Origin of the sequence: Nocardiopsis quinghaiensis, from assembly GCF_008638365.1 — a bacterium.
GTDB classification, from domain to species: domain Bacteria; phylum Actinomycetota; class Actinomycetes; order Streptosporangiales; family Streptosporangiaceae; genus Nocardiopsis; species Nocardiopsis quinghaiensis.
This window is the reverse complement of sequence record NZ_VWVU01000020.1, coordinates 21,547-34,741: the sequence shown is the minus strand read 5'-3', so window position 1 is coordinate 34,741 and position 13,195 is coordinate 21,547. Positions and strand designations below refer to the sequence as shown.

Annotated in this window: 10 protein-coding genes; 1 reads left to right on the top strand and 9 read right to left on the bottom strand. The window is 70.5% G+C overall.

Translation table 11 applies throughout. The features are described from left to right. Positions 1-54 precede the first annotated feature (54 nt). The 7 genes from FYX01_RS19485 to uvrC form a co-directional block, all read right to left on the bottom strand. Positions 55-1,239, bottom strand: a complete 1,185-nt coding sequence (locus FYX01_RS19485) for a phosphoglycerate kinase (protein WP_150243461.1) — start codon at positions 1,237-1,239, stop codon at positions 55-57. A 140-nt stretch (positions 1,240-1,379) separates the two neighbouring features. Next, positions 1,380-2,384 (bottom strand): type I glyceraldehyde-3-phosphate dehydrogenase, encoded by a 1,005-nt coding sequence (gene gap / locus FYX01_RS19480; RefSeq protein WP_150243458.1) that lies wholly within the window; start codon positions 2,382-2,384, stop codon positions 1,380-1,382. 315 nt (positions 2,385-2,699) lie between these two features. Next, positions 2,700-3,680, bottom strand: coding sequence for a DNA-binding protein WhiA (whiA, locus tag FYX01_RS19475; protein ID WP_150243456.1), 981 nt, complete (start codon positions 3,678-3,680; stop codon positions 2,700-2,702). Between the two features lie 200 nt (positions 3,681-3,880). Then, positions 3,881-4,291, bottom strand: a complete 411-nt coding sequence (locus tag FYX01_RS19470; protein ID WP_150243454.1) for a DUF488 domain-containing protein — start codon at positions 4,289-4,291, stop codon at positions 3,881-3,883. 38 nt (positions 4,292-4,329) lie between these two features. Continuing rightward, positions 4,330-5,301: a gluconeogenesis factor YvcK family protein gene (locus FYX01_RS19465; protein ID WP_190394396.1), complete on the bottom strand. Its 972-nt coding sequence runs from the start codon at positions 5,299-5,301 to the stop codon at positions 4,330-4,332. 103 nt (positions 5,302-5,404) lie between these two features. After that, a complete protein-coding gene (gene rapZ, locus FYX01_RS19460; protein WP_150243452.1) occupies positions 5,405-6,289 on the bottom strand; it encodes an RNase adapter RapZ in 885 nt (294 codons plus the stop codon). Further along, complete coding sequence (uvrC, locus tag FYX01_RS19455; RefSeq protein WP_150243450.1) at positions 6,286-8,313, bottom strand: excinuclease ABC subunit UvrC; 2,028 nt, start codon at positions 8,311-8,313, stop codon at positions 6,286-6,288. The genes rapZ and uvrC overlap by 4 nt, the downstream gene beginning before the upstream one ends. A gap of 245 nt (positions 8,314-8,558) precedes the next feature. On the opposite strand from uvrC, the gene FYX01_RS19450 reads away from it, so the two are divergent. Continuing rightward, positions 8,559-9,707 (top strand): mechanosensitive ion channel family protein, encoded by a 1,149-nt coding sequence (locus FYX01_RS19450; protein WP_150243448.1) that lies wholly within the window; start codon positions 8,559-8,561, stop codon positions 9,705-9,707. 84 nt (positions 9,708-9,791) lie between these two features. On the opposite strand, the gene FYX01_RS19445 is transcribed toward FYX01_RS19450, so the two are convergent. Next, positions 9,792-10,193, bottom strand: coding sequence for a Rieske (2Fe-2S) protein (locus FYX01_RS19445; RefSeq protein WP_150243446.1), 402 nt, complete (start codon positions 10,191-10,193; stop codon positions 9,792-9,794). A 133-nt stretch (positions 10,194-10,326) separates the two neighbouring features. Then, positions 10,327-13,161, bottom strand: coding sequence for an excinuclease ABC subunit UvrA (uvrA, locus tag FYX01_RS19440; protein ID WP_150243444.1), 2,835 nt, complete (start codon positions 13,159-13,161; stop codon positions 10,327-10,329). Positions 13,162-13,195 lie beyond the last annotated feature (34 nt).

Sequence of the window (13,195 nt, the reverse complement as noted above, 5' to 3'; positions counted from 1 at the left end):
ATTCGCCCGGGCACCGTCGGAGGGGGACACGGCGGGTCCCGGAGCGAACACCGCTTACTTGAGGGCGTCGATACCGGGCAGGTCCCTGCCCTCCAGGTATTCCAGGCTGGCACCGCCACCGGTGGAGATGTGGCCGAAGGCCGCCTCGTCGAAGCCGAGCGCGCGCACGGCCGCGGCGGAGTCGCCGCCGCCGACCACGGTGAACGCGCCCGAGTCGATCAGGGCCCGGGCCAGCGCGCGGGTACCGCCCGCGTAGGGCTCCATCTCGAACACGCCCATCGGGCCGTTCCAGAACACGGTCCTGGTGTCGGCGAGCTTCTCGGCGAAGAGCGCCTGGCTCCTGGGGCCGATGTCCAGGCCCATCCGGTCGGCCGGGATGGAGTCGACGTCGACCGCGTCGTGCGCCGCGTCGGCGGAGAACTTCTCGGCGGCCACGACGTCCACCGGCAGGACGATCTCCACGCCCTCGCGCTCGGCGCGCTCCAGGTAGCCCCTGACGGTGTCGACCTGGTCGGTCTCCAACAGGCTGGAACCGACCTCGTAGCCCTTCGCCTTGAGGAAGGTGAAGACCATGCCGCCGCCGATGAACAGGCGGTCGGCGGCGCCCAGGAGGTTGTCGATGACACCGAGCTTGTCGGAGACCTTGGAGCCGCCCAGGACCACGGCGTAGGGGCGCTGGGGCTCGCCGGTGAGCTTCCTGAGCACCTCGACCTCGGTCAGCACCAGGCCGCCGACGGCGTGCGGGAGCCTGCCGGGCAGGTCGTAGACGCTGGCGTGCCTGCGGTGCACGGCGCCGAAGGCGTCACCGACGTACAGGTCGGCGAGCTGGGCGAAGCGGTCGGCGAGCTCGCCGCGCTCGGCGTCGTCCTTGCTGGTCTCGCCGGGCTCGAAGCGCACGTTCTCCAGCAGCGCGACCCCGCCGTCCTCCAGCGCGGCGGAGGTGGCGCGGGCGGACTCGCCGGCGGTGTCGGCGGCGAAGGCCACCTCGGCGCCGAGAAGTTCGCCCAGGCGTGCGGCGACCGGGCGCAGGGAGTAGCGGGGGTCCGGGGCGCCCTTGGGGCGGCCCAGGTGGGCGGCGACGATGACACGGGCACCGCGCTCGCGGAGCGCGGAGATGGTCGGCACGGCCGCGCGGATGCGACCGTCGTCGGTGATCCGGTCGCCGTCCAGGGGCACGTTCAGGTCGGCCCGGACGAACACGCGCTTGCCGGAGACGTCGAGTTCGTCGATCGTCCGCATCTGGTCTCCTCTTGGGATGTGGGGTCGGGCGGTCCCGGAGCGGTGGATCCGGGAGGGACGTGGACGACGGCACCCCTTCGCGCGCACTGCGGGCGAAGGGGTGCCGTCTCACGCGCCGGCGGCTATGAGGGCCGTGGACGCTACAGGCCGGATCCGACCAGCTTGGCCACGTCGACCAGGCGGTTGGAGTAGCCCCACTCGTTGTCGTACCAGCCGACGATCTTGACCTGGTTGCCGAAGGCCATGGTCAGGCTGGAGTCGAAGGTGCAGGAGGGCGAGGTGCCGACGATGTCGGAGGAGACGATCGGGTCCTCGGTGTAGACCAGCACGTCCTTGAGCGGCCCCTCGGCGGCGGCCTTGAACGCGGCGTTGACCTCGTCCTTGGTGACCTCGCGCTCCAGGGTGACGACCAGGTCGGTCACCGAGCCGTCCGGCACGGGCACGCGCATGGCCATGCCGTCCAGCTTGCCCTGCAGCTCCGGGATGACCAGGGCGGTGGCCTTGGCGGCGCCGGTGGTGGTCGGGATGATGTTCTGCGCGGCCGCGCGGGCACGACGCAGGTCCTTGTGCGGGAAGTCCAGGATGACCTGGTCGTTGGTGTAGGCGTGCACCGTGGTCATCAGGCCCTGCTGGATGCCGAAGCTGTCCAGGAGCACCTTCGCCATGGGCGCCACACAGTTGGTGGTGCAGGAGGCGTTGGAGACGACGTGGTGGTTGGCCGCGTCGTACTTGTCGTCGTTGACGCCCATGACGACGGTCAGGTCCTCGCCCTTGGCCGGGGCGGAGATGATGACCTTCTTGGCGCCGGCCTCAATGTGCTTCTTGGCGTCATCGGCCTTGGTGAAGTGGCCGGTGGACTCGATGACGACGTCCACGTTCAGGTCCGACCAGGGCAGCTGGGCCGGGTCGCGCTGGGCCAGGACCTTGATGCTCTTGTCGCCGACGCGGATGAAGTCGTCACCGACCTCGACGTCGCCGCTCAGGGTGCCGAGCACGGTGTCGTACTTGAGCAGGTGCGCGAGCGTCTTGGTGTCGGTGAGGTCGTTGACCGCGACGATTTCGACGTCGCTGCCGCCAGCGGCGACCGCGCGCCAGAAATTGCGGCCGATTCGACCGAAGCCGTTGACGCCTACACGGATGGTCACGGAACCAATCCCCTCATATATCGCACATCATTTCCACCCGGGCATTCCTCCTGCCTGGAACGAGACGTGCCGGAACGAACCGGACGGCCGCCATGAGCAGGGTCAACGCACACCGGGTGTTCGGGAAGAGCCTAGCGGAGCACCGGCGGAGAGCCGTGGCCGGGCACTACCGGACCCTTGTGGATTCGCGACCATCCTGGCACCGCGCGCCGTAAAGGTCTATACCATTGTCGGAAGTTATCCACAGGTTTGTCCTGTTAACAAAGCCGAACACCGGTGTTACGCCGGAGTAGAGAACTTCCGGCGGTCGCCCGGTCAGGGGACCATCATGTCCGGGGTGAGGTTGGCCTCGGTCCCCTCGATACCCAGGTCACTCGCGCGCTTGTCCGCCATGGCCAGCAGCCTGCGGATACGTCCCGCGATGGCGTCCTTGGTCAGCGGCGGGACGGACAGCTGGCCCAGCTCCTCCAGCGAGGCCTGCTTGTGCGCCAGGCGCAGCTGGCCCGCGGCCACCAGGTGCTTGGGCGCGTCGTCGCCCAGGATCTCCAGAGCCCGCTCCACGCGCGCCCCGGCGGCCACCGCCGCCCGCGCGCTGCGCCGCAGGTTGGCGTCGTCGAAGTTGGCCAGCCGGTTGGCGGTCGCGCGCACCTCCCGGCGCATCCGCCTCTCCTCCCACGCCAGCACGCTCTGGTGCGCGCCCAGCAGGGTCAGCAGCGCGCCGATGGAGTCGCCGTCGCGCACCACCACCCGGTCCACGCCCCGCACCTCACGGGCCTTGGCGTGCACCTTCAGGCGGCGCGCCGCGCCCACCAGCGCCAGTGCGGCCTCCGGTCCGGGGCAGGTGACCTCCAGGGACATCGACCGGCCCGGCTCGGTCAGGGAGCCGTGCGCGATGAACGCGCCCCGCCACGCCGACTCGGCGTCGCAGGCCCCGCCCGCCACCACGTGCCGGGGCAGGCCGCGCACCGGGCGGCCGTTGTTGTCCACCAGCCCCGTCTGCCGGGCCAGGGACTCGCCGTCCTTGATCACACGCAGCACGTACCGGTTGCCCTTGCGCAGACCGCTGGGAGAGAGCACGACCATCTCGGACTCGTGTCCGAAGACCTCGGAGATGTCCTTGCGCAGACGGCGCGCGGCCACGCCGGTGTCGAGTTCGGCCTCGATCACGATCCGCCCGCCCACCAGGTGCAGGCCCCCCGTGAACCGCAGGATGGTGGACACCTCCGCCTTGCGGCAGCATGGCTTGAGAATGGCCAGACGGCTCAACTCATCCTTCACCACGCCGGTCATCGCCATCGCTGCGGTCCTCCCCGTCGAACAAGCCGACCCGGCACCGCGGGCTCGGTGCCGGGATGTGCCGCCGCGGCCCTGCCACGAGCGGCTTTCCCCGTGGCAGACTACGTGACGCGACGCCAGGCGCCGACCCCTGCACGGCGTGTCGCCCATCCACCGTCCGGGCCGGGGACGGTCCTGTCGGCCTTCGTGCCGGTGTGCGGTCAATTGCTCCCGGGCTGGGAGGACAGCACCTCACGCAGGTGGTCGCGCAGGACGAGGGCGTGGTTGTGCTCGGTGTCCCGGGCCGCGTACAGCAGGGTGACGGGCCCCCTCCGCGCCGCCTCCAGGATCGGCTCCAGCACCTCCGGGCGGGTCTCCAGTTCCGCCCGGTAGCGCTCGGCGAACCCGGCGAAGCGCGAGGAGTCGTGGCCGAACCACCTGCGCAGCCCGTCGCCCGGTGCGACATCCCTCACCCAGGCGACACCCTCCAGGGCGTCCTTGGACACCCCTCGCGGCCACATCCGGTCCACCAGGAAGCGCCGGCCCGGCGGCGTGTCCGCTTCCCGGTCCGGGCTTCGCGCCGCGCGGACCTCGTCGTGGACGCGCTCCAGGTACACGTGGTGCTCGGCCATGGCGGTGGTCCTCCCCGTTCCTCCGCCGACCGAACCCGTCAGCCCTCCAGGATCCGCTCGAAGGCCGTCGCGAGTCGGTCGGGGTCGTGGCGCGGGGTGCCGTCGTCGCGCGACAGGTACTCCAGCTCCAGGCGTCCGCCCAGCTGGCCGACCGCCTCCAGCAGGGGGTCGGTCTCCTCCACGGTCCTCCGGTCGGCGAGCACCACGTCCACCCCGAGTTTGGGTGCGTGCTCGTGCAGCACCTCCAGGTAGGTCTCGGGGCGGAAGCCGTCGGTCTCGCCCTGCTGGGGCGACAGGTTCAGCGCCACCATGCGCCTGGCCCGGGTGGTGACCAGGGCGTGTGCCAGGTCCGGGACCAACAGGTGGGGCAGCACACTGGTGAACCACGACCCGGGGCCGAACACCACCCAGTCGGCCTCACGCACCGCCTTGACCGCCTGCGCGCTGGCGGGCGGGGCCTCCGGGACCAGGGAGATGGAGCGCACCTTGCCGCTGGTGCTGGCGCACGCCACCTGGCCGCGCACCGTGGTCAGCTCCTCGGGGCGCTCCGGGTCGATCCCCGAGACCTCCGCGACGATGTCCAGGGGCACCGACGACATCGGCAGCACGCGGCCGTGCGCGCCCAACAGCTGGCCCACCCAGTCCAGGCCCGCCACCGAGTCGCCGAGCAGCTCCCACAGGGCCACGATCAGCAGGTTGCCGACCGCGTGACCGTGCAGCTCCCCCTCCGAGCGGAACCGGTGCTGGATCACCTGGCTCCAGGTGTGCCCCCACTCGTCGTCACCGCACAGGGCGGCCAGCGCCATGCGCAGGTCGCCGGGCGGCAGGACTCCGAGCTCCTTGCGGAGCCGACCGCTGGATCCGCCGTCGTCGGCGACCGTGACGATCGCCGTCACGTCGGTGGTCACCCTCCTCAGAGCCGACAGGGAGGCGTGCAGGCCGTGCCCGCCTCCCAACGCGACCACCCGGGGCGGGCGCTGCCCGTCCTCGTCGGGTGTTGTACTCATCATGGCTGTGGTCTGCCCCTCGTCCCATGTCCACCGGACGAATCGGACCGTACCACCGAGAACGACACACCGACGGCCTTCGGAACCCCGAACGGTCGATCCGGACTCACTCTCGGCCGACGTCCCGGTGGACCACGTGCACGTCCACGCTCTGGCCGCGCAGGCGTTCGGCGAACTGCTCGGCCATGGCCACGCTGCGGTGCCTGCCGCCGGTGCAGCCCACCGCCAGGGTCATGTAGTGCTTGCCCTCGCGCTGGTACCCGGCGATGGTCAGCCGGAGGACCTCGGTGTAGGCCTCCAGCATCTCCTTGGCCCCGTCCTGGGACAGGACGTAGTCGCTCACCGGGGCGTCGCGGCCGTTCATCGGCTTGAGCTCGGGCACCCAGTGGGGGTTGGGCAGGAAACGGCAGTCCAGCACCAGGTCGGCGTCGACGGGCAGTCCGTGCTTGAAACCGAAGGAGACCACGTTGGCGCGGGGACGCGCCTCGTCGCTCTGCCCGAAGAAGCCGATCACCCGGGCCTTGAGCTGGTGCACGTTGAGCTGGGAGGTGTCGATGACCAGGTCGGCCTCGCCGCGGACCGCGCGCAGGGTGTCGCGCTCGCGGTCGATCCCGTCGGTCAGGCGGCCGTCGTTCTGGAGGGGGTGGGGCCTGCGTACTCCCTCGAAGCGTCGGACCAGGGCCTCGTCACTGGCCTCCAGGTAGAGCACGCGCGCGACGATGTCGCGCTTGCGTAGTTCCTCCACCGTGGACAGCAGGTCCTCGGTGAAGGCCAGCGAGCGCACGTCGACGACCACCGCGACCCGCGGCACGGCACCGTGCGTGCGCCCGGCCAGCTCGATCATCGTCGGCAGCAGGCCCGGTGGCAGGTTGTCCACCACGAACCAGTCCAGGTCCTCCAGCGCCCTGGCCGCCGTACTGCGGCCCGCACCGGACATACCGGTGACTATGACCACCTCGGGCGGTAGTTCTCCGCCCAGTTCGACCGTCATACCTCTCCTCCCCCGTTCTCGATGTGCCGTTCTGGTGCCCCGTCACCCTCCCCGCCCGTTCCGGCGGGGCCGCCGGACAGGTGCGCGTGCACGGCCTCGGCCAGCTTGGGGCCGATCCCGGGCACCGCCGCGATCTCCTCGGCCGTGGCCGAGGCCAGTCGTTTCACCGATCCGAACTCCTTGATCAGGGCCGACCTGCGGGTCGGACCGAGGCCGGGCAGCTCGTCCAGGCTGCTGCCGGTGAGCGCCTTGGCGCGCTTCTGCCTGTGGTAGCGAACGGCGAAGCGGTGCGCCTCGTCACGCACACGCTGGAGCAGGTAGAGGCCCTCGCCCGCGCGGGGCAGGATCACCGGATCCTCGTCACCGGGCAACCACACCTCCTCCAGGCGCTTGGCCAGGCCGCACACCGCGACGTCCTCGATCCCGAGTTCGTCCAGGGCGCGGCGCGCCGCCTCGGCCTGGGGCCGGGCGCCGTCCACCACCACAAGGTTAGGCGGATAGGCGAACCTGCCGGGTGACGGTTCGTCGTCGTTCTGATGACCACCGTGGTCCCCGGTCTCGCCCATGCGGGCGACCTCGCCGTTCCTGGCGCTCTCCTCCAGGTAGCGGCGGAAGCGGCGGCGGATCACCTCGTACATGGCGGCGACGTCGTGCTGTTCGCGTCCGCCCTCGCCGCTGCCGCGGATGGAGAAGCGGCGGTACTCGGACTTGCGGGCCAGCCCGTCCTCGAAGACCACCATGGACGCCACCACGTGCTCGCCCTGGAGGTTGGAGATGTCGAAGCACTCGATGCGCAGCGGCGCCTCGGACAGGTCCAGGGCCTCCTGGACCTCGTTGAGCGCACGGCCGCGGGTGCTCAGGTCCCCGGCGCGGTGGGTCTTGTGCCGGGCCAGCGCCTCGCGGGCGTTCTTGTCGACGGTCTCCAGGAGGGACCTCTTGTCACCGCGCCGGGGAACCCGCAGGTCCACGGTGGCGCCGCGGTGCTCCGACAGCCAGGCGGCCATCGCCGCGGGGTCGGAGGGCTCGTGGGAGACCAGGACCTCGCGGGGGACCGCGGTGCCGGTGCCCTCGCTCTCGTCGGCGCCCTCGGTGGGTCCGTAGAGCTGGCCCAGGAAGGTGCTCATCAGCTCGGCCGGGGAGTCGTCGGCGACCTTGTCCACGACGTAGCCGCGCTGGCCGCGGATGCGCCCGCCGCGTACGTGGAAGATCTGGACGGCGGCCTCCAACGGGTCGTCGGCCATGGCGATGACGTCGCAGTCGGTGGAGTCGGGCAGGACGACGGCCTGCTTCTCCAGGGCGGCGCGCAGGGCCGCGATGTCGTCGCGGAGGCGGGCGGCGCGCTCGTACTCCATCTCCTGGGCGGCCTCCCTCATCCGCGCCTCCAGTTCGCGGATGAACCGGCCGGTGTCACCCGCCAGGAAGGAGCAGAAGTCCTCGACCAGGGTCCTGTGGTCCTGGGGCGAGGCCCTGCCGACGCAGGGGGCCACGCACTTGCCGATGTAGCCGAGCAGGCAGGGGCGGCCGCTGTTGCGGGCGCCGCGGAACACCCCGGACGAGCAGGTGCGCACGGGAAAGACCCGCAGCAGCAGGTCGACGGTCTCGCGGATGGCCCAGGCGTGCGAGTAGGGGCCGAAGTAGCGCACCCCCTTGCGCTTGGCGCCGCGCATCACCTGCACCCGGGGGAACTCCTCGTTGAGGGTGACTGCCAGGTAGGGGTAGCTCTTGTCGTCGCGGTACTTGACGTTGAACCGGGGGCCGTACTGCTTGATCCAGGAGTACTCCAGCTGGAGGGCCTCCACCTCGGTACCGACGATCGTCCAGTCCACGTCGGCGGCGGTGGAGACCATCTGCTGGGTGCGCGGGTGCAGACCGGCGAAGTCGCGGAAGTAGGAGGAGAGCCGGGACCGCAGGTTCTTGGCCTTGCCCACGTAGATGACGCGGCCCGACGCGTCCCGGAACCGGTACACGCCCGGGTCGGTCGGAATGGACCCGGGCGCGGGACGCAGGTGAGGAGTCGCAGCCATGCCCCCATTCTGGTCTCTCGGAGGGACATACGGCCAACCGAGGACCGCGCGCCCGGAGGGTGTCGCACCTCACCCGATGAACCGCGACCGTCCTCCCGGTCCCGGACGGTCCGGTTTCGGGCCGGGGACGCGCTTCCCGGCTCCCGTCGCGTGCAAGGCGAACGTCACGATTACGTATCCGCATGGTCTAAGTTGGGCGAGGACGTTTGGAACTTCCCGATATGGACGAGAAGGGGGCCCTCGCCGTGAGCGTTCAGCAATGGATAACGATCGGTGTCGCCGTCGCCGTCGCGGTGCTGCTGGTCTTCGCCACACGCTGGGTGCTCAAGCACAAGCTGGGCAGGGTCTGGCGGGTGTCCCGGTACCTGGTCTCGCGTACGACCTACACGGCCTACGGCGCGGCCGCCGTGCTCGGTGTGAACCTGGCCCTGCCCAATCCGGGCAACGACCCGGGTGAGGTGGACTGGAGCACGTTCCGGACCATCGACCACGCGATGAGCATCCTCATGATCGCGACGCTGACGGCGCTGGGCATCAGTCTGGCCTACGCCGCCACGGACATGATCCTGGCGCGCCTGTCGACCGCCAACGGCGACGCCGACCGCAAGGCCCGTCGCCTGCAGACCCAGGTGCGGCTGCTGCGCAGGGTCATCACCTCGATCATCGTGGTCCTGGCGATCGCCGCCATCCTGTTCACCTTCGACGAGGTCCGGGCGCTCGGCGCCGGGCTGTTGGCCTCCGCGGGCGTCATCGGCATCGTCGCCGGTGTGGCCGCCCAGTCCACCCTGAGCAACCTGTTCGCCGGGCTGCAGCTGACCTTCAGCGACGCCCTGCGCATCGGCGACGTGGTCGTGGTCGAGGGCGAGTGGGGCCGGGTCGAGGAGCTCAGCCTGGTCAACGTCACCATCAAGATCTGGGACGAACGACGCCTCGTGGTTCCGGTCGCCAACTTCACCACGACCAGCTTCGAGAACTGGACCAAGCAGAGCACGGCGATCACCGCCAAGGTGATGCTGCCGCTGGACTGGGAGGTCCCGATCGATGAGCTGCGCGAGGAGACCGGGCGCCTGGTCACCTCCAGCAAGCACTGGGACGGCCGCAGCTGGTCCTGCCAGGTCGTGGACATCACCGAGACCGGCGATGTGATGGTGCGCGTGGTGGCCACCGCCGCCGACACGGGCAACCAGTGGGACATCGCCTGCCAGATCCGCGAACACCTGATCGGCTGGCTGGTCGCCAACTACCCCGAGTCCCTGCCGCGCGACCGCACCCAGTTCCTCGCCGCGGACGAGAGCGAGGCCTCCTACGCCTCCCGGTTCCCGACCTCGGCGTTCCGGCGCCGCGAGCCCAACGGTGTCAGCGGCCCTCCCGGAGGCGACCCCGGCGAGGTCTGAACCCCTGCCACACGACGCGAACGGCGCCCGGAGCGATTCGCTCCGGGCGCCGTTCGCGTGTGGCGGGCGGCGCCATCCGGCCCCTCAGGACTCGGCGGCCGACTCCAGGATGATGTCGGTGCCGTCGATGGTGACGACGAACGACTCCAGCGGCGCCTGCGCCGGTCCGGTCACCGGTTCCCCCGTGGAGATGTCGAACTCGCTGCCGTGGCACAGGCAGCGGACGACCTCGTCCACCTCCTGGACGGTGCAGCCCCCGTGCGTGCACGCGGCGCCGAAGGCCCGGTAGTCGCCCTTCTCCGGCTGGGTGACGACCAGCTTGCTGTTGCTGAAGACGACTCCCGCGCCCTCGGGGACGTCGGTGGTCTGCCCGACCACCTGGCCGTACCGGACCTCCTGGGGCTTGGTCTCCTCGCCGCCGCAGGCGCTCGCGGCCGTGACAGCCGCGGCCGCCCCCGCCGTCCCGAGCAGTCGACGCCTGCTCATCCCGCACCCGCACGTCCTCTTACCGGCCACGACCAAACGCTCCTCATCTGCACCGAAATATCACTACACAATGTAGTAGCCATGGCGGAGTGCCCGGTTCCGGGGTGCCCGGGGGGACCTCCCTCCCCGGCCGTCAGAGCATCTTGGCCAGGAACCGCCCGGTGTAGGACTCGGCCACCGCCGCGATCTCCTCGGGGGTACCCTCCGCGACCACGTTGCCGCCGCCGGAGCCGCCCTCGGGCCCCATGTCGATGACGTGGTCGGCGGTCTTGATGACGTCGAGGTTGTGCTCGATGACGATCACCGTGTTACCGCTGTCCGTCAGCCGGTCGAGCACTCCCAGGAGCTTGCGGATGTCCTCGAAGTGCAGACCGGTGGTGGGCTCGTCGAGCACGTACACCGTCCGCCCGGTGGAGCGGCGCTGCAGCTCGGAGGCGAGCTTGACCCGCTGCGCCTCACCGCCGGAGAGCGTGGTGGCGGGCTGGCCCAGCCGCACGTACCCCAGGCCTACGTCCTCCAGGGTCTGCAGGTGGCGGCGGATCGCGTTGATCGGCTCGAAGAACTCCAGGGCCTCGGAGATGGGCATGGCGAGCACCTCGGAGATGTTCTTGCCCTTGTACCGGACCTGGAGGGTCTCCCGGTTGTACCGGGCGCCCTGGCACACCTCGCAGGGCACGTAGACGTCGGGCAGGAACTGCATCTCGATCTTGAGCGTGCCGTCCCCGGCGCAGGCCTCGCAGCGGCCGCCCTTGACGTTGAAGGAGAACCGGCCGGGCATGTAGCCGCGCGTCTTGGCGTCGGTGGTCTGCGCGAACAGCTTGCGGACGTGGTCGAAGACCCCGGAGTAGGTGGCCGGGTTGGAGCGCGGGGTCCGCCCGATGGGGCTCTGGTCCACGTGCACGACCTTGTCGACCTTGCTCGTGCCGTTGACCCGCAGGTGGCGGCCGGGCACGTCGCGCGCCCCGTTGAGCTCCTTGGCCAGCGCCTTGTACAGGATCTCGTTGACCAGGGTGGACTTGCCCGAACCCGACACACCGGTGATGGCGGTGAAGACGCCCAGCGGGAAGGCGACGTCGATGCCGTCGAGGTTGTTCTCGCGGGCGCCCCTGACCACCAGCTCGTGTCCCCGGGTGAGGGGGCGGCGGGTGGCGGGCAGCGCGATGCTGCGCCGCCCGGCCAGGTAGTCGCCGGTCAGCGACTCGGAGGAGGTGAGCAACTCGTCCACGGTCCCCGAGACCACGACGTGGCCGCCGTGCTCGCCCGCGCCGGGGCCGATGTCGACCACCCAGTCGGCGTGGCGGATGGTGTCCTCGTCGTGTTCGACGACGATGAGCGTGTTGCCGATGTCGCGCAGCCGCTGCAGGGTCTCCAGCAGGCGGGCGTTGTCACGCTGGTGCAGGCCGATGGAGGGCTCGTCCAGCACGTAGAGCACGCCCACCAGGCCGGAACCGATCTGGGTCGCCAGACGGATGCGCTGGGCCTCGCCGCCGGAGAGCGAGCCGGAGGAGCGGGCCAGGCTCAGGTAGTCCAGGCCCACGTCGAGCAGGAAGCCCATGCGGGCGTTGATCTCCTTGAGCACCTGGGAGGCGATGACCATGTCGCGCTCGGAGAGCCTGAGGTCGGCCAGGAAGGCCGCGCTCTCGCTGAGCGACATCTGGGCGACCTCGGCGATGGACCTTCCGCCCACGGTCACGGCCAGCACGACCGGCTTGAGGCGGGTCCCCCCGCAGGTGGGGCAGGGCACCGTGCGCATGTACCCCTCCAGCCGCTCGCGACCGTAGTCGCTCTCGGTCTCGGAGTGGCGGCGCTTGACCCAGGGGATGACGCCCTCGAACTCGGTGTAGTAGGAGCGGTGGCGCCCGTACCGGTTGCGGTAGGAGACGTGGACCTGGGTGTCGTGCCCCTCCAGCAGGGCCTTGCGGGCGCGGCGCGGCAGCTTCTCCCAGGGGGTGTCCAGGTCGAAGCCCACGGCCTCGCCCACCGCCTTGAGGATGCGCTCCCAGTAGCCGCTGTTGGGCCCGCCCGACCAGGGTCCGATCGCGCCCTCGGCCAGGGTCCTCTCGGGGTCGGGGACCAGCAGGTCGGGATCGACCTCCATACGGGTGCCCAGGCCCGAGCAGGCGGAGCAGGCGCCGTAGGGGGCGTTGAAGGAGAAGGAGCGCGGTTCGAGCTGTTCGAAGGACAGGTCGTCGTAGGGACAGTACAGGTGCTCGGAGAAGACCTTCTCGCGGTCGGGGTCGCCGGACTCCACGTCCACGAAGTCCAGGACGATGGTGCCTCCCGCCAGCTTGAGGGCGGTCTCGACGGAGTCGGTCAGGCGCCCGCGCGCGGAGGGCTTGACGGCGAGGCGGTCCACGACCACGGCGATGTCGTGCTTGTCGTAGCGGCCCAGCTTGGGCGCCTCGTCCAGGCGGACGGCCTGCCCGTCCACGACGGCGCGGGTGTAGCCCTTGGACTGCAGGTCCTTGAAGAGTTCGACGTACTCGCCCTTGCGTCCGCGCACGACGGGGGCGAGCACCTGGAAGCGGGTGCCCTCCTCCATCTCCAGAACGCGGTCCACGATCTGCTGGGGGGTCTGCCGGGCGATCTCGCGGCGGCACTCCGGACAGTGCGGAACGCCCACGCGGGCCCACAGCAGGCGCAGGTAGTCGTAGACCTCGGTGATGGTGCCGACCGTGGAGCGCGGGTTGCGGCTGGTGGACTTCTGGTCGATGGACACCGCCGGGGACAGGCCCTCGATGAAGTCCACGTCCGGCTTGTCCATCTGGCCCAGGAACTGGCGGGCGTAGGCCGACAGGGACTCGACGTAGCGCCGCTGCCCCTCGGCGAAGATCGTGTCGAAGGCCAGCGACGACTTGCCCGAGCCGGACAGGCCGGTGAACACGATCATGGAGTCGCGCGGCAGGTCCAGCGAGACGTCCTTGAGGTTGTGCTCGCGGGCTCCCCGGACTACCAGTTGTTCGACCATCGAGTGAGACATCCTTCGGCGTTGGCGCACAGGA